The 21,662-nt window shown below is 44.4% G+C and carries 23 protein-coding genes and 1 pseudogene; all 24 read left to right on the forward strand.

Going from position 1 to position 21,662, the window contains the following annotated elements:
- Window positions 1-786, forward strand: a 786-nt coding sequence (gene xseA, locus DSBG_RS18915; protein ID WP_068966171.1) for an exodeoxyribonuclease VII large subunit, incomplete at its 5' end; no start/stop codon positions are given.
- A 3-nt stretch (window positions 787-789) separates the two neighbouring features.
- Window positions 790-1,095: an exodeoxyribonuclease VII small subunit gene (gene xseB / locus DSBG_RS22075; protein ID WP_083236972.1), complete on the forward strand. Its 306-nt coding sequence runs from the start codon at window positions 790-792 to the stop codon at window positions 1,093-1,095.
- Window positions 1,096-1,104: 9 nt separating this feature from the next.
- Window positions 1,105-1,971, forward strand: a complete 867-nt coding sequence (locus DSBG_RS18925) for a polyprenyl synthetase family protein (RefSeq protein WP_068966173.1) — start codon at window positions 1,105-1,107, stop codon at window positions 1,969-1,971.
- Window positions 1,972-1,985: 14 nt separating this feature from the next.
- The gene (locus tag DSBG_RS18930) at window positions 1,986-2,426 is read left to right on the forward strand and encodes a divergent PAP2 family protein (protein WP_068966175.1); all 441 of its coding nucleotides are present in this window, start codon (window positions 1,986-1,988) and stop codon (window positions 2,424-2,426) included.
- A gap of 31 nt (window positions 2,427-2,457) precedes the next feature.
- Window positions 2,458-3,075, forward strand: coding sequence for a hypothetical protein (locus DSBG_RS18935; RefSeq protein ID WP_083236973.1), 618 nt, complete (start codon window positions 2,458-2,460; stop codon window positions 3,073-3,075).
- Window positions 3,050-4,936, forward strand: coding sequence for a 1-deoxy-D-xylulose-5-phosphate synthase (gene dxs / locus DSBG_RS18940; protein ID WP_068966177.1), 1,887 nt, complete (start codon window positions 3,050-3,052; stop codon window positions 4,934-4,936). The genes DSBG_RS18935 and dxs overlap by 26 nt, the downstream gene beginning before the upstream one ends.
- Window positions 4,937-4,970: 34 nt before the next feature.
- On the forward strand, window positions 4,971-5,780 hold the full coding sequence (locus DSBG_RS18945; protein ID WP_068966179.1) for a TlyA family RNA methyltransferase: 810 nt from the start codon (window positions 4,971-4,973) through the stop codon (window positions 5,778-5,780).
- 3 nt (window positions 5,781-5,783) lie between these two features.
- Window positions 5,784-6,602 carry an NAD(+)/NADH kinase gene (locus tag DSBG_RS18950; RefSeq protein WP_068966180.1) on the forward strand — a complete coding sequence of 273 codons (819 nt, stop codon included), beginning with the start codon at window positions 5,784-5,786 and terminating at the stop codon, window positions 6,600-6,602.
- A gap of 121 nt (window positions 6,603-6,723) precedes the next feature.
- Window positions 6,724-7,176, forward strand: a complete 453-nt coding sequence (gene argR / locus DSBG_RS18955) for an arginine repressor (protein WP_068966182.1) — start codon at window positions 6,724-6,726, stop codon at window positions 7,174-7,176.
- A gap of 11 nt (window positions 7,177-7,187) precedes the next feature.
- Entirely contained in the window at window positions 7,188-8,861 is a 1,674-nt protein-coding gene (gene recN, locus DSBG_RS18960) for a DNA repair protein RecN (RefSeq protein WP_068966184.1), read from the forward strand.
- A 251-nt stretch (window positions 8,862-9,112) separates the two neighbouring features.
- A complete protein-coding gene (gene spoIVB / locus DSBG_RS18965) occupies window positions 9,113-10,414 on the forward strand; it encodes a SpoIVB peptidase (protein ID WP_176716322.1) in 1,302 nt (433 codons plus the stop codon).
- 153 nt (window positions 10,415-10,567) lie between these two features.
- A complete protein-coding gene (spo0A, locus tag DSBG_RS18970) occupies window positions 10,568-11,398 on the forward strand; it encodes a sporulation transcription factor Spo0A (RefSeq protein WP_068966188.1) in 831 nt (276 codons plus the stop codon).
- 449 nt (window positions 11,399-11,847) lie between these two features.
- The gene (locus DSBG_RS23825) at window positions 11,848-12,018 is read left to right on the forward strand and encodes an AAA-type ATPase lid domain-containing protein (protein WP_242877754.1); all 171 of its coding nucleotides are present in this window, start codon (window positions 11,848-11,850) and stop codon (window positions 12,016-12,018) included.
- A 23-nt stretch (window positions 12,019-12,041) separates the two neighbouring features.
- Window positions 12,042-12,593 (forward strand): NUDIX hydrolase, encoded by a 552-nt coding sequence (locus DSBG_RS18975; protein WP_068966190.1) that lies wholly within the window; start codon window positions 12,042-12,044, stop codon window positions 12,591-12,593.
- Between the two features lie 80 nt (window positions 12,594-12,673).
- A complete protein-coding gene (locus tag DSBG_RS18980; protein WP_068966192.1) occupies window positions 12,674-13,273 on the forward strand; it encodes a stage II sporulation protein M in 600 nt (199 codons plus the stop codon).
- A 291-nt stretch (window positions 13,274-13,564) separates the two neighbouring features.
- Entirely contained in the window at window positions 13,565-13,867 is a 303-nt protein-coding gene (locus DSBG_RS18985) for a hypothetical protein (protein ID WP_068966194.1), read from the forward strand.
- A 167-nt stretch (window positions 13,868-14,034) separates the two neighbouring features.
- Window positions 14,035-14,262, forward strand: a complete 228-nt coding sequence (locus tag DSBG_RS18990; RefSeq protein WP_068966196.1) for a hypothetical protein — start codon at window positions 14,035-14,037, stop codon at window positions 14,260-14,262.
- Between the two features lie 76 nt (window positions 14,263-14,338).
- A complete protein-coding gene (gene xerD / locus DSBG_RS18995; protein ID WP_068966198.1) occupies window positions 14,339-15,232 on the forward strand; it encodes a site-specific tyrosine recombinase XerD in 894 nt (297 codons plus the stop codon).
- Window positions 15,233-15,256: 24 nt separating this feature from the next.
- Window positions 15,257-16,423, forward strand: a complete 1,167-nt coding sequence (locus DSBG_RS19000) for a phosphopentomutase (protein WP_068966200.1) — start codon at window positions 15,257-15,259, stop codon at window positions 16,421-16,423.
- A 114-nt stretch (window positions 16,424-16,537) separates the two neighbouring features.
- On the forward strand, window positions 16,538-17,368 hold the full coding sequence (locus DSBG_RS19005) for a purine-nucleoside phosphorylase (RefSeq protein ID WP_068966202.1): 831 nt from the start codon (window positions 16,538-16,540) through the stop codon (window positions 17,366-17,368).
- A 63-nt stretch (window positions 17,369-17,431) separates the two neighbouring features.
- Window positions 17,432-18,733: a pyrimidine-nucleoside phosphorylase gene (locus tag DSBG_RS19010; protein ID WP_068966204.1), complete on the forward strand. Its 1,302-nt coding sequence runs from the start codon at window positions 17,432-17,434 to the stop codon at window positions 18,731-18,733.
- Between the two features lie 122 nt (window positions 18,734-18,855).
- The gene (locus DSBG_RS19015) at window positions 18,856-19,347 is read left to right on the forward strand and encodes a CoA-binding protein (RefSeq protein ID WP_083236974.1); all 492 of its coding nucleotides are present in this window, start codon (window positions 18,856-18,858) and stop codon (window positions 19,345-19,347) included.
- A 227-nt stretch (window positions 19,348-19,574) separates the two neighbouring features.
- Window positions 19,575-21,404 carry a SpoIIE family protein phosphatase gene (locus DSBG_RS19020; protein WP_068966206.1) on the forward strand — a complete coding sequence of 610 codons (1,830 nt, stop codon included), beginning with the start codon at window positions 19,575-19,577 and terminating at the stop codon, window positions 21,402-21,404.
- A gap of 74 nt (window positions 21,405-21,478) precedes the next feature.
- Window positions 21,479-21,662 (forward strand): annotated as a pseudogene (locus tag DSBG_RS19025) (SiaB family protein kinase); the annotation flags it as partial.

Below are 21,662 nucleotides of genomic sequence, written 5' to 3' on the forward strand. Positions count from 1 at the left end.
ATTGGAATAGTGACAAGTCCAACAGGAGCAGCAGTTAGGGATATTATTAACATCATGGAACGCCGCCATCCGGGCATGTCTTGGGTCTTGGCGCCGGCTGCGGTCCAGGGAGAAGCGGCACCACAGGAAGTGGCTCAAGCCATCGCTCGCCTTAATCGCTATCGAGCTGTCGATGTCATCATTGTTGGGCGTGGTGGTGGGTCTTTGGAAGAGTTATGGGCATTTAACACTGAAGTTGTTGCCCGAGCAATTGTTGCGTCCGTTATTCCGGTCATTTCAGCAGTGGGGCATGAAACTGATGTGACCATCTCTGACTATGTTGCGGACCTGCGAGCGCCAACTCCTTCTGCGGCCGCTGAGCTAGCCGTGCCGGTATTATTGGATTTACAGTCGCAAGTGACCCAACTGCGTATTCGGCTCCAGAATGCAATGGGGGCTCTTATCGAGCGGAAGCGTCAGTGCCTTGTAGGGATCGCGAACAAAGGGCCGCTTAAAGATCCTTTCTGGCGCATCGATCAGAATCGGCAACGCCTAGATAACCTCCAAATTCGCCTTCAGGAGGGCATGACTAGATTTGTAATCGATAAAAATGGTATACTAAACTTATTAGCTGCTAAGCTGGATTTATTGAGTCCTTTGGCTATTCTGGGCCGCGGATACTCATTAACCTATGATGCAGAAGGACTCCTGCTGCGTTCCGCGAGCCAGGTGGAGCTTCATGACCAGATCCGGATTCGGCTAGGAGAAGGAAACGTACGCTGCGAAGTGTTAGAGAAGGGGATTTGATCTATGGGCAAAGAAATATGGATAGAGGACCTTTTTGTTGAAGAGTCGCAGGGCACGAAAGATGAACATCAAGCAGACGATACAGTTTCCTTGGAAACAGGTCTTCAACATTTAGAAATGATCGTTAAAACGCTTGAACAAAAAGACCTTCCCTTGGAAAAGGCTTTGGGCCTATTTAAGGAGGGAGTGGGTCTTGTTCAGTACTGTTCCGGTGTACTGAATCAAGCAGAAAAGCAGATGGAAATTCTGCTTGAAGGCCCCGATGGACAGCTAGAGATAAAACCAGCAAGTTTTAAAATGGAAGGATGAACGTAAACTGTGTTCAAGGCAACCTTTCAACGCTATCTCACAATGATTGAAGAATTTTTTACCCAATTGCCGTGGAATGAGGATATCTTAGATCAGAGTATGTATTATTCCCTGGTTGGGGGAGGTAAACGTATCCGACCAGTTTTGGCTTTGGCCTCTGCAGAAGCTGTGGGAGGAAGCCCCGAGGCGATTTTACCGGCGGCAGTTGCATTGGAACTTATTCACACGTATTCATTAATTCACGATGATTTACCAGCTATGGATAATGACGACTATCGAAGGGGAAGATTATCAAATCATAAAGTATTTGGGGAGGCCCAGGCAATTTTAGCTGGGGATGCCTTATTAACTTATGCCTTCGAATTCTTGGCAGATGAGGGACTCGGTCAACCTGAGAGACAGCTTCGCATTATTCGTGAGGTTGCTGTGGCCGCCGGAAAAGTTGGGATGGTTGGAGGGCAGGTTGCTGATGTGGCTGGTGAAGGAAAAACGCTTACTTTAAACGAAATCGAAGAGATCCATAAGGCCAAAACTGGTGCCTTACTGACGGTTTCTGCTCGACTTGGTGGGATTTTAGCTGGTGGTACAGAGGAGCAAGTTAAGTCCTTGACTAATTACGCCCAGGCGTTGGGATTAGCTTTTCAAATTAAAGATGATATTTTGGATGTAGTGGGTGACAGTGCAACCCTCGGAAAACCTGCTGGGAGCGACCTGCGTCAGGGCAAGGCAACTTATGTTTCTTTACTAGGGCTAGAGGGCGCAGAGCATCAGTTGCATGCTCAAATCTTGAAGGCACAATCCGCGGTGAAACCGTTTGCTGAAGGTGCGTTCTTTCTAAGTGAGCTAGCCTACTATATCGAGCAACGCCAGCATTGAAAGAGGTCGTTATCATGCCGATTATTCCGGGAATATTTCACAATGCAATTCTTATTTCAGCTGTAACGGCTTGGTTTATAGCTCAATTACTTAAGATCGCCGTCAGTCTACTTTTATTAAGAAAACTGAATTTTCAACTTTTCATAAGTTCGGGTGGTTTCCCAAGTTCCCATTCGGCGACAGTTAGTGCTTTGGCTTTGGGAATTGGGAAATACTATGGGTGGGATTCCCCAATATTCGCGGTATCTGCAGTATACGGTATGGTAGTGTTGTATGATGCGGCAGGCGTACGGCGAGCTGCAGGGAAACAAGCAGAGGTCCTCAATAAGTTAGTTGAACGATTATACCAGGGCTCGGATTTTGCCCAAGATCGCTTGAAAGAGCTGATAGGCCATACACCGTTTGAGGTCTTCGGGGGTGTGATTGTAGGGATTATTGTGGGGCTCTTGTTATAAGGTGATTAATTTGAGGAGGGAAAATAGTTCGTTGGCAGTGCGCAAACGTAAAAGCTGGAAACATCTTGTGATTGTCTTTGTTGGAAGTTTTGTCATTGCAGCAGTAGTGGGGATTAGTTCTGAACTACTGATGCGCAGAATTTCGTCTTTATGGATAGCAGCATTGTTTCTCTTAGCTGTTATCGGGGTTCATATTGTCTTTGACGTTATTGGGATTGCAGCTACCGCAGCAAATGAAGCGCCGCATCACGCCAAGGCAGCGAACCGTGTCAGGGGTGCCCGTCAAGCTGTTTATCTCGTGCGTCACGCGGATTTAGTTGCCAATATGGCGAATGACGTCGTGGGAGATGTTACGGGCACTTTAAGCGGCGTAATGGCAGCGGCCATTGTCATAGATACCATCCGTTTATACCCGACATTTGGAACAAAAGAAATCTGGCTGTCTACACTCATGTTGGCTTTAGTGGCATCCATCACCGTTACAGGGAAAGCTGTGGGAAAATCTTTTGCCATACAGGATGCCAATAAAGTTATTGCTTGGGTCGGGAGTGTCATTGCTGCTGTTGAACAAATTACAGGTTGGGACCTGACTGGACCGAAAAAACGAGGGGGCAAGAAGAAGGATGGGACTTCTCGAACAAATTCATGAGCCGAAGGATTTGCAGATTTTAGATTCAACGAAACTTAAAATATTGGCGCAAGAGATTCGGCAGGAAATGATTGACGTGATCTCAAAAAATGGCGGACATTTGGCTTCGAACCTTGGAGTTGTAGAGCTCACGCTAGCGTTGCATAGGAAATTTGATAGCCCCGATGATAAGATTGTCTGGGATGTTGGTCACCAAACTTACGTACATAAGCTCTTAACTGGCCGATTAGAGCGATTTAGTACCATTCGTCAATATAACGGACTGTCTGGATTTCCTAAACGTGTGGAGAGTGCCCATGATTGCTTCGAAACGGGTCACTCAAGCACATCGATCTCTGCAGCGGTCGGATTTGCCAAAGCTCGAGATGTCCTTGGTGAGCGCCACCATGTAGTAGCGGTGATTGGCGATGGGGCAATGACGGGTGGCATGGCTTTTGAGGCTTTAAACCACGCGGGACATAGTGAAACCAATATGATTGTGGTCCTCAATGATAACGAGATGTCTATTTCTCCTAACGTTGGGGCCATGTCTTCATATCTCAATCGTTTGAGGACAGACCCACTTTATGACAAGCGAAAAGAAGAGATTGAGGATCTACTAAAACGTATTCCAGGTATCGGATCAAAGGTTGCTAAGGTAGTTTCTAAGGCCAAAGATAGTTTAAAATATCTGCTGGTACCAGGCTTGATCTTTGAGGAACTGGGGTTCACGTATTTAGGGCCAATTGATGGACATGATCAATCTTTGATTGAACAAGTTCTAGAACAGGCTAAGCAGAAAAAGGGACCCGTGATAGTCCATGTTGTGACACGCAAGGGGAAAGGGTATAAACCTGCCGAGGAAAATCCGGGATTGTTTCATGGAGTTGGTCCCTTTGATCCGGATACAGGAAAAATTGCCGAAAAATCAGCTCCGCCAACCTACACGGCAATCTTCGGGGAAACTCTCTGCACCCTCGCCAAGGCAGATCCTAGGATTGTAGCGATTAGTGCGGCTATGCCGAGCGGAACAGGCCTTAATCCGTTTGTGCATCAATTTCCAGAACGTTTTTATGATGTCGGAATTGCGGAACAACATGCTGTAACGTTTGCAGCAGGTTTGGCGTTTGGCGGACTTAAACCTGTTGTGGCAATCTATTCCACCTTTTATCAACGAGCCTATGATCAAGTACTACACGATGTCTGTTTGCAGCAGGCCAATGTTGTTTTAGCGATCGATCGTGCTGGGGTCGTAGGTGATGACGGGCCCACGCATCACGGGGTATTTGACATATCCATTTTTCGGGTTATTCCCAACCTAATCTTTATGGCACCCAAAGATGAAAATGAGCTGCGCCACATGCTCTATACGGCGTTACAACACAGCGGACCAGTGGCAGTGCGCTACCCGAGGTCAGTCGGTCAGGGTGTGAAGTTGGATGAAACGTTCAAGGAGATTCCTATTGGCAAAGCAGAGGTCTTACGCGATGGCAGGGATGTGACTTTGCTTGCAGTCGGCCCTATGGTTCATACCTGCCTACAGGCTGCTCAGGAATTATACCATCGCGGCGTGGATGCAGCGGTCATTAATATGCGTTACATTAACCCGCTCGATCGTGAACTCCTTTCACATTACGCGCGCTTAACAAAACATTTTATTACGATTGAAGACCATGTTCTCAAGGGGGGCTTAGGCAGCGCTGTTCTTGAACTTCTTGAAGAAGAAGGCATAGAAGGGGTGGCCTTTGAACGCTTGGGGTATGCTGGATTCGTCGATCAAGGATCGATTCCCCAACTTCATATCGCCCATGGATTATCAGTATCTGGGATAATGCAAGCAGCCGAGCGTTTACAATTAATTCGTCGCGTTGCGCAATCCTAGGAAAGTCAATGCATGGACAAAAGGAAGGGATACTGTGGCTAAAGGGAAAGAACGCATTGACGTCTTAATGGTAAAAAAAGGGCTGGCAACCAGTCGGGAGAAGGCAAAGGCGACAGTGATGGCAGGAATCGTGTTTGTTGGAGGGCAGCGCGTGGACAAGCCTGGCACAGAGTTGCCTGAAGATACGTTGATCGAATTAAAAGGGGAAACTCTGCCGTTTGTTTCTCGGGGTGGACTAAAGTTAGCCAAAGCCGTGGAAACTTTTTCGCTCGTATTTAAGGATTCGGTGGTCGCCGATATTGGGTCTTCGACCGGGGGGTTTACAGATTGTGCCTTGCAAAATGGCGCCAAGCGAGTTTATGCAGTGGATGTCGGGTATGGGCAGCTTGATTGGAAACTCCGGACAGATCCTCGTGTTGTTTCCATGGAACGGGTGAATGCCCGCTATTTAACGCAAGATACGTTCCCAGAACAGGTGGATTGGATTGTTTCTGATGTGGCGTTTATCTCGATTACCAAAATATTTTCGGCTATGCTTGCCATCCTTAAAGAGGATGGACATGTGTTATCTTTAATTAAGCCTCAATTTGAGGCTGGACGAGAGCATGTGGGAAAAAAAGGCGTTGTTAAAGATCCATTAATTCATAAACAGGTTCTGGAGACGGTTCTCAGTCAAGCAGAAAATGTAGGTTTTCATGTCTTAGGTTTAGACTATTCCCCGATTCGCGGCCCGGAAGGGAATATAGAATACCTAGCTTGGTTAGGGTTACAAACTGATTCAGGAATAGATTGGCATTCTGAGCTGGAGCGTGTGGTTCGAAGCGCTCAGAAAGAGACGGAGTGACGGATGGAAAGAGTCGTTGGTTTATGGATCAATAAGAGTAAACCGGAAGCCCAGACGTTGGCCCTGCAAATTAAAGATTGGTTCGAAGCCCGTGGGTGGGACGTTTTAACAGAATGGTCGGAAGTTGTAAAACACAAAACACAATTTCTTATTTCCTTGGGTGGAGATGGAACCCTTCTTCAAGCAGCTCGAGAAGGTGCGTCGTTTGGCATTCCTGTATTAGGTGTCAATCTTGGGCGATTAGGGTTTTTATGTGAAATAGAACGAGTAGACGTTTTTGGCGCTTTAGAAAAGGTTTTAAGTCAGGAATTTGAAATTCAAGAACGTTTGATGTTGAAGGCTACTGTTAACCGAGGCGTCTCCGGCTATCTTTCTAAGCTCGTCTTAAATGATGTTGTATTTTCTCGGGCAAATACGGACGGAATCATAACACTCCAAGCCAATCTGTCGGGAGAACCCTCCGTCAGTTATCCAGCCGATGGTTTAATTGTGGCGACTCCAACTGGCTCTACTGCCTATTCACTTTCGGCAGGTGGTCCGATCATCAGTCCCAATGTTCAGGCAATTTTGTTGACGCCATTGGCTGCGCATACCCTGTCAGCTCGTCCAATGGTTGTTGCAGACCATGAATTAATTGAAATTGTTCTAGCCAGTGGAGAACAATGTCTAGTGACCTTCGATGGACGGCATAGTATTAAGATTTGCTCAGGAGAAGCAGTAATAATAAAAATTGCGCCTCTTAAGGCTCAATTAATTCGTTTGGGAAGTCGAAGTTTTCCTCAAGTGGTTCGCGAAAAATTAAGAGATCGTTGGCATGAATAAAAATTGAGGCACGATGCACGAGATCCGATGCACGAATTGGGTGTGCTAATGCGGAAGCGTTAGCTTCAATCTTCGAGCCTCGAGCATCGTGCCTCGTGCCTCGTGAAAAGGAGGTATTAGTATGAAAGCGCGTCGCCAAATGAAGGTCCAGGAAATTATCTCCAAGCAGATCATACGAACTCAGGAAGAGCTCGCCGATAAATTGCACCAAGCCGGTTTTGATGTCACTCAGGCAACGGTCTCTAGGGATATCAAAGAAATGGGACTTATTAAAGTCCCTAGTGCAGATGACGATTATCGCTATGCCGTTCCGAGCGAAGTACATCCGTCGAATTTGCAAGATCGCCTCAAACGTTTGTTACGTGAAACGGTCGTTTCCATTAATGACACAGAAAGTCTTATCGTCATTCGAACGATTCCAGGAAACGCGCATGCGTTAGCGGCCGTTATGGATAATAGCAATTGGGAAGAGGTCATTGGCACTGTAGCAGGAGATGATACAATTCTTTTGGTCATTAAACCTAAAGAGGTTGTTCCCGCAGTCTTAGAACGACTCACCACCTTGCTTGGATAGGAGGGGATATTATGCTAGCGGAGTTGCACGTAGAGAATTTCGGTCTGATGGAAACGGTACGCCTGAATTTTAGTAGTGGTATGACAGTATTTACGGGAGAAACTGGTGCAGGGAAATCAATGTTGATTGACGCCTTAGGGGTTCTCTTAGGTGGACGAGCCAGTGCAGATCTGATTCGACACGGTGAAGCGCAGGCACGGATAGAAGGAGTTTTTGAAGATCTGGCCCAGGAGTACTTAATGAGGCTTGAAGAGGCGGGTTATCCCGTTGAAGAAGGTCAATTGTTTCTTTATCGCGAGATAAATGCCTCAGGAAAAAATATCTGTCGTGTTCAAGGCCGTACGATTCCACTGACCCTCTATCGTACACTCTGTGAAGGGCTAGTGGATATACATGGGCAAATAGAGCATCTAACTCTCTTCCGCCCCGAAACTCACAGAGATCTTTTAGATGCCGTAGGAGGACTTCAAGACGACGTTATTTTAGTAAATGAAGCAGCTAAAGCCTATCAAGCGATTATCCGCAAAGAACGAGAGTTATCCATTTCAGAGGAGGAACGTCAAAAACGCGAAGAAATTCTTCGGTATCAAATTGAAGAAATTGATCTGATTAATCCAGTTCCAGGAGAAGAGGGAGAACTCAATCAGGAGAAGAAACGTTTAAGCAATGCGGAACGCATTACGAGTTTAATATCCGAAGCGTACGCTGCACTATATGAGGGATCAGCAGGCAAGCTTGCAGTCTTTGATTTATTAGGACAAACGCGCAAAGCCCTTCAAGAGCTGGCCCGACTAGATGAGGATTTTAATGTTTTTGAGCAGATAGAGTCCATCTATTATGCGGTGGAGGACTTAGCCGATCAAGTCCGGGTGTATAAGGATAACTTTGAGTTTGAACCAGGACGCCTCGACAGAATAGAGGAGCGGCTTATTCAGCTAAATAGGCTTCGAAAATATGGGACAATCCTCGAAGAGGTTTTGGAAAAACGAAGGGGAATGCTTGAAGAGTTGGAGCAAATCACTCATGTCCAAGAGCAATTTGAAACAATACATAAAGAGAAAAAGACGACACGCAAGGTCTATGAAACTGCAGCGGAACAACTCAGCCAAAAACGGTTGGAAATCGCTGAACGAATTGAGAAAGGCCTCATGATTGAACTTGCAGATCTAAGTCTAGAGAGAAGCCGGTTTGAAGTTCGGTTCACACCAAACATGGAGCCAACGACTGGTGGAGCGGAGGCGGTAGAGTTTTATTTCTCTGCTAACCTTGGAGAACCTCCTAAGCCCCTTGCGAAAGTCGCTTCCGGCGGAGAAATGTCCCGCTTAATGTTGGCTTTAAAAAGTTTATTGGCTAAAGTAGAGTCAGTGGGAACGTTTATCTTCGATGAGGTAGATAGCGGGGTCGGTGGCAGAACGATTCATAAAGTGGGTGAAAAGCTGGCCAAAATCGCTCATAACAAACAGGTTTTTTGCATCACCCATGCTGCCCAAGTAGCTGCCTATGCGGATGTTCATTATGGTATCGTCAAAGAAGTGAAGGAAGGTAGGACACGGACGCGGGTTGAATCGTTATCCGAATCCAGGCGTATCGAGGAACTTGCTCGGATGCTCGGAGGTGGAGAAGTAGAGGTTACACGTAAACATGCCCAGGAGTTATGGGAACGATGTGGGCACATAATCAAGTGAGATTCAACACAATTTGTAATAATAAGAACAATTACAAATTATTCCCTAATAATTATATTTTTTAAGTAAATTTCTTGAATTGCTTTACTCGTGGCTGCACAACTTAATTATGCAGTCTTTTTTTTGTCTAATTGCCAATGTTTTAGAAAATATGGAACGGATTTTACAGGATGAAACACAAGCGATTTGGATAATTTAACATTAGAATTCAAACATTTATTTGAACGCTCTAAAATAAAGAAAAAGGAAGAATGGTGGTAGGGAGAATAGAGTGGAGGGATAAGAGAGTGAAAAAAAGGAGCGTTTTAGTTTTTGTCAGTCTCTTGTTCTGCATCTTCCTTAGTATGAATCCGAATTTTCAACAGTTAGTTGAATTCCCAGAACAGTATCTGACCCAAGTTAATCATGAGGACCCTCAAGTTAACGGAATTTGGTCCAAGCTTATTAAGGTAGAAAAAGTTTCAACCAATCAAATTGTTTCTGTATCAGGTGTATCCCACACTCTGGGGTCAGAAAAATTTGAAGTTTCTTACAAGCTTTTTGGGATTTTTCCATTAAGATCCGGCGAAGTTGAAGTCATGAAGCCTATGAAATTAATTCCAGGCGGACAATCAATTGGTGTCACTTTACAGACAAAAGGTGTAATGGTGGTCGGACAAGCCCCAGTTGTAGACAAAAATGGTAAAAAAGTATTTCCTGCCAAGGAAGCTGGAATTGAAGTCGGAGACATTCTCATTAAAATCGACAACCAAGAAGTACGCACAGATCAAGATGTTTCCAATGCGGTTCATCTCGCTGGGGAAGAAAAAGGAAACGTAGACGTGTTATATAAGCATCAAGATCAGATTTTAGAAAAGAAAATAAGACCAATTTTTTGTGTAGAGACTGGTAGGTATCGAATGGGTCTATTTGTACGGGATGAAGCAGCTGGGGTCGGGACCCTTTCTTTTTTAGACCCAATTTCCAAACAATATGGTGCACTAGGGCATGTAATCACTGATGCCGACACAAACCAGAAAATTGAAGTTTCTAAAGGAAAAGTTATTGCTTCATCGATTTATGCTATCGAAAAGGGGAAACGTGGACATCCTGGCGAAAAACTCGGTTCGTTTGTCTCGGATTCAACCTTTATGGGAACGATTGAAAAGAACACTATGACAGGCATCTTTGGCTTAATGAATGGTCAAGTTGTGAATCCCTATTTCAACGAAGCAATTCCAGTTGGATGGGAATCTGAGGTTAAAATTGGTCCGGCTAAGATTTACACGGTGATTCAAGGAGAAAAGATTGAGGAGTTTAATATTAATATTGATCGAGTGATGCATAATCGTACTGACAGCAAAAATATGATTGTGCGAGTAACAGATCCAAGGCTCCTAGAAGTTACGGGTGGTATCATCCAAGGCATGAGTGGAAGTCCGATTGTTCAAGATGGTAAAATTATTGGGGCAGTAACTCATGTTTTTGTAAATGATTCCCAAAGAGGATATGGTGTATTTATCCAAAATATGATAAATGAGGGCATGGAGTTAGATAAGAAACAAGCAGCTTAAAGACGTAATCTAGTTTGGAGAGTGGCTTTTAAAAAAAGTCGCTCTTTTTCTTTTAATTTATTAGCATTTTCTATCAATAAAAGAAGGAGTATAGAAAACAATTGTCGAAATTATAAATTCTAATATGTTCTGATATGAGGAGGATCCTGGGAAATGCAAAGGCCTATACGAGTTCTATTGGCAGATGACAACCGGGAATTTGTCGAGATTGTTAAAGAATTTATAGAACGGCAAGAAGATATGAGCCTAGTTGGGGTAGCATATCATGGGAATGAGGCTCTAGAATTAATTTCTCGGGAAGAACCTCATGTTGTGCTTTTAGATATCATTATGCCCCATCTTGATGGATTAGGTGTCTTGGAAAAACTTCAAAATGTTGCTCAAAGACCTAAAATTATTATTTTAACCGCGTTTGGACAGGAATCGATGACCCAACGTGCAGTAAACCTTGGTGCGAATTATTACATATTGAAACCTTTCGATTTGGATACCTTGGGTAAACGCATTCGCCAATTACAAGATGATTTTTCGGATACGATGAATATCCAAGTTGCAAATGGGAGCACTGTTGGAAAAAACACGTCGAATTCGTCGAATTCACAGTTTTCAAGCGGAATCTTACCGCCAACGTCCAAAAACCTAGAAGTTGAAGTTACACGTATGATCCATCAGATGGGGGTACCAGCACATGTCAAAGGGTATCAGTATTTGAGAGATGCTATAGTTAGTGTGGTTCTAAATGTGTCGTTGCTTGGAGCCGTAACCAAAGAGCTTTATCCAATGATCGCTGCTAAATACCAAACAACCCCGAGCCGTGTTGAACGCGCAATTCGCCACGCTATTGAATTAGCTTGGGATCGTGGAAATGTGGATTTCATGAACCGTTTTTTTGGTTATACCATTAATGTTGATCGCGGTAAGCCTACGAATTCTGAATTTGTAGCGATGGTGGCTGACAAACTACGCATGTCCATAATGTATTAAGAATTTGTGCGTACCCAGGTCTATATAAATTCAAAAGATAGAAAAATGGCAATAATAGTTTTAAGATAGGTATGAAAATCAATTATAGCCTATAAACAAACAAGTTTAATTTATTGCAACAAACTTGTTGTCAGCAAACATCTCTATAGTTGAAAAAATAGAGGTGTTTTTGGCATGTGAATTTGTAATAATTTTACCTATTAAAAGTGAGGGGGAAGAGCAAAACGTCTAATCCGCCGTTTAAAAGCAAAATATACGTTTAAGAATATCATCGGTGAAAGTGATGTTATCAAAGCAACGATTGAACAAGCTGGGCGCGCAGCAGTGACCCCAGCGACAAGGCAGCGAAGAGACGATATGCCCTTACTTGTCCACTACCTCATCGGTAGTTTTAATAAGAATACGGTCGCTGCGTTGAGCGGGTCAGTGATGAAGCGTTACAAATTCTGATGGTGTATCACTGGCCAGGAAACGTTCGTGAACTAGAAAATATTTTGGGCCGAGCAATTATGAACATGAGAATTGGTGAAACGGTTGTGGAACAACATCATCTCCCGGTTTTATGGGAACGCGCAGGAGAGCTTTTTATTTTTTGTCATTTTGGATTGGGTATAGGGTAAACTGGATTAATATTTTATGAATAATGAGGAGGAACACAGTGGAAGAGTCAAATAGCAAAGAAGAACGCATCAGGGGAGAAGTGCTTTTTAAGGGACGAATGCTGCGTCTGGAACGAGATACGGTCCGTTTGCCGAATGGATTGGAAACGTCTCGTGAAGTCATTAGGCATCCGGGAGCAGTAGCAATCATTGCTTTGCAGGATCAGCAGGTACTCATGGTTCGTCAATATCGTTATGCAATTGCCCAAGAAACCTTAGAAATTCCGGCAGGAAAACTCGATCCGAATGAAACCCCTGAAGCTTGTGCGCAGCGAGAACTTCGCGAAGAAACGGGCTATCGAGGGACGCTGGAACATATCAGTACTTTTTATACTACACCAGGCTTTACGGATGAGGTGATGCATCTTTTTTCTGCTCGAGATCTAGTGTGGGATCCGCTGGCGCCAGATGACGATGAATTTATTGGCGTGGAGAAAATACCCTGGGATGAGGCCGTACAGAAGGCACAACGAAGCGAGTTTAACGACGCTAAAACCATTCTGGGGATATTACTCGTTCAAGGGCGGATCGGATGATCTTTGAAAGAGTTGTGGACATACTTTCCTCTTGAGCGGAATAAAATCCCATAGGAATGTTATGGGAAGGGGTGCAGAGGATGTGGAAACAACTCGGCGAACACGTTCGTCAGTACTGGGTCATTTATCTCACGCTTTCGAGTGTTTATCTTGCAGGTGTGGTGTTTGGGGCAATCGGAGTCAGTGCTTTGGGAGTTTCTGAAACCTCCCAGCTGGGGAAATTCTTGGATACACTTTTGAAAAGTCAACCGAAAACATTAGATCCTGCCTTTTTAGGGCAGCTTGCTCGGGATATGTTTATTATGATGGCTGGCATTTGGATCTTAGGCCTCACGATCATCGGTGCTCCTTTAATCTATCTCATTGTCTTTACACGGGGATTTATACTTGGGTTTACGGTTAGTTTTATTATTGGGGTGAAGGGTACGCTTGGACTCGTTCTGATGCTAACGACTGTTCTGATCCCCACCCTCTTTGCAATACCACTCCTGCTTCTTGGTGCAGGTTTGGCAACTATTTTTTCGTTTCTGCTCCTGCGAGGTAAAGCCAGAGGGGAATCACTGCGCAGAGAATTTCTTTATTACACGGTAGCAGCTACGTTTGTTTCTCTGGGAGCTGTTGTTGTCGGCGTTGCACAAGGATATTTCTCGATACTTGGTGTTCGCTTGTTCGGGCTTTAAAGCTAATCTGTGATGCAACAATCTGCAGTGCAATATGTTGCAGGCAAAATCATTCGGGTTCTGGCTGACTGAAAATAAGCTCTTTCGGCTGTCTTAAACCTGAACTTAGAACTAAAGTTTAGCTAAAGGTATATGTTCTAGAGTGGAATCCGTTGAGCGGGTTCCATTTTTTTTGGCGCCAGCCAAGTTTTCTCTTTATCCACTAAAGTGGCCAACTTCCAAGAGAAAACGAAAGGAATATAATGGAAGAACAAGAGGCCTATTTTGATCCAGTTGTAAGGAGTGAGTGAATTGCATTATAAACGAGAGACCCTCGTTCCCATTTATGGTCATTACCCGTATCAAGTGCGTTGGTATCCGGTTAACTATACTGGTGGCTACGAGCCTGCTTGGTGGGAACGTTACGAGGAACAGTTTGAACCCCGATGGCTTAAACGGATGGAAAAGCGCCTGGGCTTCTTGCCTGGAAAGGAACCAATTTGGTGGGAGCTTTATGAAGAGCAATTTGAACCTGCGTGGCTTCAGCGCTTAGAACGCCAGATGGGAATTCCTCAGCCTTTTGATCCACGGTACGATCTTCCGAGAAGACGTTAATTGAGCAAAGTAAAAGAATAGTTAAGCGAGACAGTTTAGAAGGATCGATCGATTATAACTAAATAGAGACGATTACTGGCTGGACCTGAAAATAGCGGTCCTTTCTTTTTTTTAAGGATAAAGACAATCTGGAGATGCATAGAATTAAGGGATAGGGGGGAACTTAAATGCCTGCAAAACGTTGGAGTGATTTTTTCCTTTATCTCGGAAGAGTATTTATCCTCCTTATTTTACTTGCTGTACTCTTGCCTAAGTTAATGGCAGTATGTAACATTTGGATGTCTTCGTTCTTACATAATGAACAAAAGCCGATCGGCAATCCCCTGCGGGTAGAAGCACCTGGATGGGGCAAGTTTGTCTTTCAGTGGTTTCCACCTGTTCACAAAGAACGATAATTTCAGTGTAGCGAACGGTTAGACAAGGAAAATCCCCTTCCTATGTAGAACATAGTCAGAAAAAGGGGGGGATAAAGTGACCTCCGAGGAGCAACTAACGAAACAGTATTTAACTTATCTACAGGTTGAGCGAGGACTTTCTGAAAATACTCTTCAAGCTTATGAGCGAGACTTGCGCCAACTTTTAGATTTCCTTAAACAGCGGGAAACGAATTTTTCAGAATGTGTGGCCAATGACCTCTTCTTATTTCTACTCAAATTAAAGGAAAAAGGGAAATCACCTCGAAGTATTGCCAGGTGTAATGCAACTCTACGAGGATTTTTTTCGTTCATGTTGGATGAAGGGAAAAGAAACGATAACCCAAGCACTTATTTAGTAACCCCCAAATTAAATCAACCTCTTCCGAAAGTGTTGTCGGAAGCGACAATGGATAAACTATTACAGACAGGGGAGGAATCGGATTTCGCTCCACGAGACTTGGCAATGTTGGAGGTTCTTTATAGTAGTGGCCTGCGTGTTTCTGAATTGATCGGGTTACGTTTATCGGATCTAGCGCTGGACGTCGGATATGTGCGTTGCAGTGGGAAGGGAAGTAAAGAACGAATTGTACCGCTAGGTGAACCAGCCGTTCGGGCCTTGGAGGGTTACATTAATGGCCTGAGAGGGCGTTTGTGCGGTGAACAAAAAAGCGACATCCTATTTTTGAATGTTCATGGCCGCCCTCTAACGCGCCAGGGAATTGTGTACATATTGAAAAAATGGGGACAAACTCATAGCCTAGAGCGATCGATTTCTCCTCACATGTTTCGTCACAGTTTTGCAACCCATCTTCTAGATCATGGCGCAGATTTGCGTTCAGTCCAGGAGTTGCTTGGGCATGCGGACATCGCGACAACTCAGATTTATACGCATCTGACGCGAAAGCGCCTAGTCGATGTTTTCCGAAAGGCACATCCACGGGCGGATTAAAGGATTAAGAGGTGAGCAAAGAACATGTCACGGAGAGTCATTATCATTGTGCTAGATAGTGTGGGGATTGGAGAAATGCCAGATGCCGGAGACTACGGTGATCACGGAAGTCATACATTGGGGAACATTGCCCGTTTAAGAGGGGGACTCCATCTCCCGTTTCTCGAAAAACTTGGTTTGGGAAATATCGACTTTATTACCGGAGTTTCAGCTCAGCCAGTTCCCGAGGGTAGTTTTGGGAAAATGGCTGAACGCTCTCGCGGTAAGGATACAACGAGTGGACATTGGGAGATGGCTGGAGTAATCTTGGAGAGCGCATTGCCCACCTTTCCCCGAGGTTTTCCTCGAGAGTTTATTGAACGCTATGAGTTAGCAATCGGGCGTAAGGTAATGGGTAATGAGGTCGCCTCAGGGACAGAGATTATTCAGCGTCTTGGAGAAGAACATGTACAAACAGGAAAGCCGATTATCTATACTTCAGCAGATTCTGTATTTCAAGTAGCAGCTCACGAAAACGTTATTCCGCTGTCGGAACTGATGCGCATATGCCAGATCGCCCGCGAAATGCTGACGGATGAGCTGCAAGTTGGACGCGTGATTGCACGCCCATTCCTCGGTGAAGTTGGACAATTCTATCGCACCTCAAATCGGCATGATTTTGCACTTGAACCCCCCCGGAAAATTTTGCTGGAATATGTACAAGAACGAGGTCTTGAGGTTTGTGCCGTGGGGAAAATCCATGATATTTATGCTGGGAGAGGAATAACCGACTATGTGACCACAAAAGGGAACATGGAGGGTGTTGATAAGACCTTGGAATACATGGCTAGAGTCAAATCTGGTTTGATCATGGCTAACCTTGTGGATTTCGACATGTTGTATGGACACCGCAATGATACCGAAGGATATGCGCGGGCTTTAGAGGCCTTCGACGAACGTCTACCGGAAATTTATGCTGCTCTGCGCTCAGAGGATATACTTATTATTACGGCTGATCATGGCTGTGATCCTACCCTGCCCGGCACGGATCACAATCGGGAATATGTTCCGTTGCTCGTTTACGGGCCAACCCTGAAAAAAGGAGTCGACCTAGGCGTCAGATCCAGCTTTGCTGATCTTGGGGCAACCGTGGTCGAATACCTCCAGACCGAGTCGATTTCAGAGGGGAACAGTTTTCTTTCGATGATTTAGTGCCAATAAGACGCCTGCTTTTGCTTGAAGGGTAAGTGGCGCTAATCCCTAGATAAGTTCAACTAAACTTTAGATGAAGTAGTTTCCTATATATAGTTGAGGGAGGATTAATCGATGATTTCAGAAAAAGAATATAGTACTAAACTGGCAGAAGTGCTTAGCTATCTTGAGGAGCGTATCAAAGTGGTGCCTGAATTCGGTGTGATTTTAGGTTCAGGATTAGGGGCATTTGCTGATCTTGTCAAGGAAAAAGTGGTGATTCCGTATAAAGACATTCCCCATTTTCCAATTTCTACGGTTGAAGGGCATGCAGGCCAACTAGTTTTCGGTAAAGTTGAAGGTCGATCCGTCGTAGTTATGCAAGGGCGTTTTCACTATTACGAAGGGTATACAATGCAGGAGGTCACCTTCCCAATTCGAGTTATGCAAGTCCTCGGTGTGAACGGTCTTATTGTCACTAACGCTGCTGGAGGCATAAATTCTGCTATTTGCTCGGGTGACCTGATTCTCATTAAAGATCATCTAAACTTGATGGGCGACAATCCATTGCGGGGAGCGAATCTATCCGATTTGGGGCCGCGTTTTCCGGACATGAGCGAAGGGTATAATTTGGAATGGCGGCAAAAAGCTTTAGTAATAGCTAAAGAAATGGGTATAAATCCCCAAGAAGGCGTGTATGTTGCCGTGAGCGGCCCCAGCTATGAAACTCCAGCCGAAATTCGCTATATGCGTACGATTGGCGCTGATATGGTAGGTATGAGTACCGTGCCGGAAGTCATTGTTGCTAACCATGGAGGAATGCGGGTTTTGGGAATCTCTTGTGTAACCAATATGGCGGCAGGTATCATGGGACAGAAACTTAGTCATGTGGAAGTCATGAAAACGGCTGAACGCGTTGAAAAACAATTTGTACAGTTTGTTAAGGAGCTTGTAGGTGTGCTCTAGGCAAAATCTCAGTACATACATTAGGAAACGTTTTACAGCGAGGATTAAGAAAGAGTGATTCATATGCGCATGGTGGATCTGATTGAAAAGAAGCGAGATAGGGAATCCCATTCTAAGGCAGAAATCCGCTTTATCATTGATGGCTATGTCCGGGGAGAGATTCCTGACTACCAAATGGCGGCCTGGGCTATGGCTGTCTTTTTTCGTGGGATGTCCTTAGAAGAAACGGCTGAGCTCACGTTAGCGATGGCACAAAGCGGCGATCAGCTGGATCTTTCCACTCTTGGAGGGCGATTTGTTGATAAACACAGTACCGGAGGAGTGGGCGATAAAACAACGTTACTCCTTGGCCCCATGGTTGCCGCTTGTGGTGTACCAGTTGCAAAAATGTCGGGGAGAGGGCTTGGGCATACTGGCGGGACGATTGACAAGTTAAGCTCCGTGCCGGGCTTTCGTGTCGAGCTTACTCAGGAAGAGTTTTTGTTGCAAGTTAAGAAAATCGGTTTATCCGTCATTGCTCAGTCGGGTAATCTAGTCCCAGCCGACAAAAAACTCTATGCCCTCCGGGATGTAACGGCGACGGTAAACTCCATTCCTTTAATTGCTTCGTCTGTCATGAGTAAAAAAATCGCCGCTGGAGCACAGGGGATCGTCTTAGATGTTAAATACGGTTCAGGTGCCTTTATGAAAACAGTGGAACAAGCCCGAATACTCGCAAAAACAATGGTGGATATCGGGAAGGAATTAGGTCGCCAGACCATTGCAGTTTTGAGTAATATGAATCAACCTCTAGGCCGCGCTGTGGGAAATAGCTTGGAGATCCTCGAAGTCGTGGATGCGCTTCAGGGAAAAGGACCGGCCGACTTAATGGAAGTTAGCCTAGAGCTAGGCGGATGGATGCTTGTTGCTGGGGAGGTAGTCCCTGATGTGGAAACTGGGAAGAAGAATTTACGGCAAAGTTTACAAGACGGTGCAGCGTGGCATAAATTTTTGGCCTTTATAACTGAGCAAGGCGGGGATGTCCAAGCGGTAATTGAGCGTCGACTTACGGTCGGACCATGGGATCTTCCGATCCTGGCTGAAGAATCCGGTTACGTTCAACCGTTTGATGCCCACAAAATTGGTGTCTTAGCCATGACTCTGGGAGCTGGTCGCGTTACGAAAGAAAGCCCAATTGATTTAGGAGCAGGGGTTGTTCTAGCCAAAAAAGCGGGTGAGTGGGTTAAAGCAGGAGAACCAATCTTGCTGCTCTATAGCAGTAACAAAGAGAAGTTAGCAGAGGCTTTCGAACTTGCTCAAAACTTAACTTCTGTGGGTAGTGAAGAACCTCAATTGCCGTTGCTAATTGAAGAAATCATCAAGTAAGGGAACACTAGAAACGGGTATAGTGGAACAATGTGCTAATTATCATAAATTCCTCCTCCTTACGTATGCATATACGAGAAAGAGGCACGAGGCATCGTGTCTCTGGGAAGGGGGATTTTATTATGGTGCGTGAAAAAAAGATTTATCCTTTGGCTGAGGGGCTGACGACGGCGGATACGTATGCGGTGTTAGGGAATGTTGAAAAATTTCAAAAGCATAAGCATGCCTGGAAGGTTTGGCGGGCATTGAAAGACTTTGGCTGTGTTGCCTATCCTGTGGCCGAGGATTTGAAACGTATAGACGGAAGCAAAGTGTATCCGAATTTAACGGAGCTAAAGGATAAGGTAACGGTTGTTGTACCCTGTCTGCTTCCAGAGCAGCTTGGGTCTCTGGTTTCTGATGCTGCATCTGCAGGTGTTAAAGGGATTTGGTTTCAGGAGCAGACCTGGACCCAGGAGCTTCAACAAGAATGCGATAGTGCCGAAGTGGCGGTTATTCGTGGGTGTGTCCTGCGGCATAAGGTTTATCCGGTGATTGGTATGCACTATTTAAATCCCTGTTATTGGCATGGTTTCAGAGATGCTAAAGTACCTGCGAAGCGGCTCGGTAGGTAGGAGGAAGTATCTTAGCATCCTACGGCGATAAGTTTTCGTTGTTGGTGGGCTGTTTGCGATTTTGACGCAAAGACGCTTTTGCATGCTTGGTTTATGGAGTCGAAAACTTCTTACAAGGAAAGGAGGAACTTATTGGATTTTGGAGAATTAAATGAGATGCTCTTCTTTATTTACGAAAAATAAGGATTTTAGATAAATTAGAGAGAGGAGGGGTAAATAGTACGTTGATGAAAAGGTCTGAATGGAGTAAGTATGAAAAAATTATCAATAAAGGAACTATGAACGTCATAGTCTTTGCCAGTTTTGTGATTATAATAGCCATCGTGGTAACTGGGGGCTCGAACTACGCTATGGTAAAAAGGTCCTTAACAGAGAAACTCCAAAAAGAGGATCTTGTATATATTCTGAAGTCTATTTCGACGCAGGTGGATGCTAGGATTAATCGAGCTAAGGACACATCTCTAATTATTGCTGACAGCCCTGATATAATAAAATGGTTTAATGATGGAGAAACAGACAAACAGTACGAGGCCATGTTTCTTAAACAAATGACAGGCCTAGCAAAAACCTTTAACTATACTGTGTTTTTTACCGATAAAAAAACAGGACATTATTGGACAAATTCCAACCTCCTGACAGATACTATGTCTAAAGATGATCCTACTGATCGCTGGTTTTTTGATGCAATTAGGTCGGACCAGAAAATCACACTTAATATCGACCATAATAAGGAGTTAAACCAAACAAACTTATGGGTCAATACACTTATGGGAAACAGTCATAATCCGGCTGGAGTTGCTGGGGTTGGCGTAGATCTTCAAGATATATCAACGGAATTTAATCATTATAAAATTGGAGACAAAAGTAATTTATGGCTGGTTGATACTAAGGGGAAGATAAGCATTTCTGAGGACGTTGAACAGAGCGGCGGCAAGCTGTCTGATTACTTACCTGAGGATGTATATGATAAAATTATGAGAGATAGTGCTCAAAACACTATTCAGCCCACGATTGTAAACTATGCAGATAAGACTGGAAGAGTTGACCTGATTTTTCAGAAACTAAGCTCATGCGACTGGGTCTTGGTTTTTCAGATTAACCGATCCGAAACATTAGGTGTCCTCCATTCAATTATGATCAGTACGCTGGTCACGATTGCGGTAGTCCTTGTTTTGTTACTCCTTGTTTTCTACCTTGTATCTTCTAGAATCGCTAATCCGTATAAAAGTGCTATCCAGCTTAATTTAGAATTGGAAAATGAGATTAGCGAAAGAACTGCAAAAATCAGCGATCAGAATACAAAGATCATGGAGAGTCTACACTACGCCCAAACTATCCAGGAGTCGATCCTGCCCGGACCTGATGTATGGAATAAGGTATTGGCGGACAACTTTGTTCTCTGGAAACCACGAGATATCGTGGGCGGTGATTTCTACTGGCTGAAGGAGACTAAGCATGGCTTTATATTGGTGCTGGGTGATTGTACCGGACATGGCGTGCCAGGGGCTTTGATGACCATGGCAGTAAACTCTATATTAAACAATATTGTTGTTGAGAGTGATGTTATAAGTCCTGCACTCGTCATTAAAGAACTTAATAGGCAATTGAGAGAGGCCTTGAATAAAGAGATGAAAGACCACTCAACGGATGACGGACTTGAGGCAGGTATATGTTATTATGAGAATACAGGCAAATTGTTCTTTGCGGGAGCGAAGATTAACTTCTATGTGTCAAGTGCCGAACGGATTGCCAAATATGATGGGTGTAGAAGTGGGATTGGCTATATTAAATCGACTTTTTCTTCAGAGTTTAAGGATGTCGAACTGAAGGTCGAGCCAGGGGATCGATTCTACCTCACAACGGACGGTTATCTAGACCAAAATGGAGGCTTAAACGATTATTCATTCGGAAAGAGCAGGTTTTTGGAGATTATTACTCGTACATCATCCTTGTCAATGAGAGAGCAGGGAGCATATTTTGAAAGAGAACTTACTGATTACATGGGACAGGCTCCACAGCGGGATGATATTACAGTTGTTGGGTTTCAAATTAAATAGTATACAGTGCCTGAATTAATGTGAGCTTTAAAGCAGAGAGTACGTTAATTTGGTACATGAGAAGGAGAATTTAAATGATACATCTTCAACAATTAAAAAAGTCACTGGAGGAGTATAAAGTTTTAATTTGCTTTTCTGGCCAATTTTCGCAAGGCATTGTGGAACAATTGTGCGAATTCATCAAAGAGCAGATGACTGAAAGTGAGGCTGCAAAATACAATCCGATGAAAGTGATCTCCATTTTTGTAGAGCAAGCTC

Origin of the sequence: Desulfosporosinus cupriresistens, assembly GCF_001707885.1 — a bacterium.
Taxonomy (GTDB): Bacteria; Bacillota; Desulfitobacteriia; order Desulfitobacteriales; family Desulfitobacteriaceae; genus Desulfosporosinus.

Coding starts and splice junctions, on each gene's coding strand:
- xseB (WP_083236972.1), top strand. CDS start 790: ATGGGCAAAGAAATATGGATAGAGGACCTTTTTGTTGAAGAGTCGCAG.
- DSBG_RS18930 (WP_068966175.1), top strand. CDS start 1,986: ATGCCGATTATTCCGGGAATATTTCACAATGCAATTCTTATTTCAGCT.
- dxs (WP_068966177.1), top strand. CDS start 3,050: ATGGGACTTCTCGAACAAATTCATGAGCCGAAGGATTTGCAGATTTTA.
- DSBG_RS18950 (WP_068966180.1), top strand. CDS start 5,784: ATGGAAAGAGTCGTTGGTTTATGGATCAATAAGAGTAAACCGGAAGCC.
- argR (WP_068966182.1), top strand. CDS start 6,724: ATGAAAGCGCGTCGCCAAATGAAGGTCCAGGAAATTATCTCCAAGCAG.
- recN (WP_068966184.1), top strand. CDS start 7,188: ATGCTAGCGGAGTTGCACGTAGAGAATTTCGGTCTGATGGAAACGGTA.
- spoIVB (WP_176716322.1), top strand. CDS start 9,113: ATGGTGGTAGGGAGAATAGAGTGGAGGGATAAGAGAGTGAAAAAAAGG.
- spo0A (WP_068966188.1), top strand. CDS start 10,568: ATGCAAAGGCCTATACGAGTTCTATTGGCAGATGACAACCGGGAATTT.
- DSBG_RS23825 (WP_242877754.1), top strand. CDS start 11,848: ATGGTGTATCACTGGCCAGGAAACGTTCGTGAACTAGAAAATATTTTG.
- DSBG_RS18975 (WP_068966190.1), top strand. CDS start 12,042: ATGAGGAGGAACACAGTGGAAGAGTCAAATAGCAAAGAAGAACGCATC.
- DSBG_RS18980 (WP_068966192.1), top strand. CDS start 12,674: ATGTGGAAACAACTCGGCGAACACGTTCGTCAGTACTGGGTCATTTAT.
- DSBG_RS18990 (WP_068966196.1), top strand. CDS start 14,035: ATGCCTGCAAAACGTTGGAGTGATTTTTTCCTTTATCTCGGAAGAGTA.
- DSBG_RS19000 (WP_068966200.1), top strand. CDS start 15,257: ATGTCACGGAGAGTCATTATCATTGTGCTAGATAGTGTGGGGATTGGA.
- DSBG_RS19005 (WP_068966202.1), top strand. CDS start 16,538: ATGATTTCAGAAAAAGAATATAGTACTAAACTGGCAGAAGTGCTTAGC.
- DSBG_RS19010 (WP_068966204.1), top strand. CDS start 17,432: ATGCGCATGGTGGATCTGATTGAAAAGAAGCGAGATAGGGAATCCCAT.
- DSBG_RS19015 (WP_083236974.1), top strand. CDS start 18,856: ATGGTGCGTGAAAAAAAGATTTATCCTTTGGCTGAGGGGCTGACGACG.
- DSBG_RS19020 (WP_068966206.1), top strand. CDS start 19,575: ATGAAAAGGTCTGAATGGAGTAAGTATGAAAAAATTATCAATAAAGGA.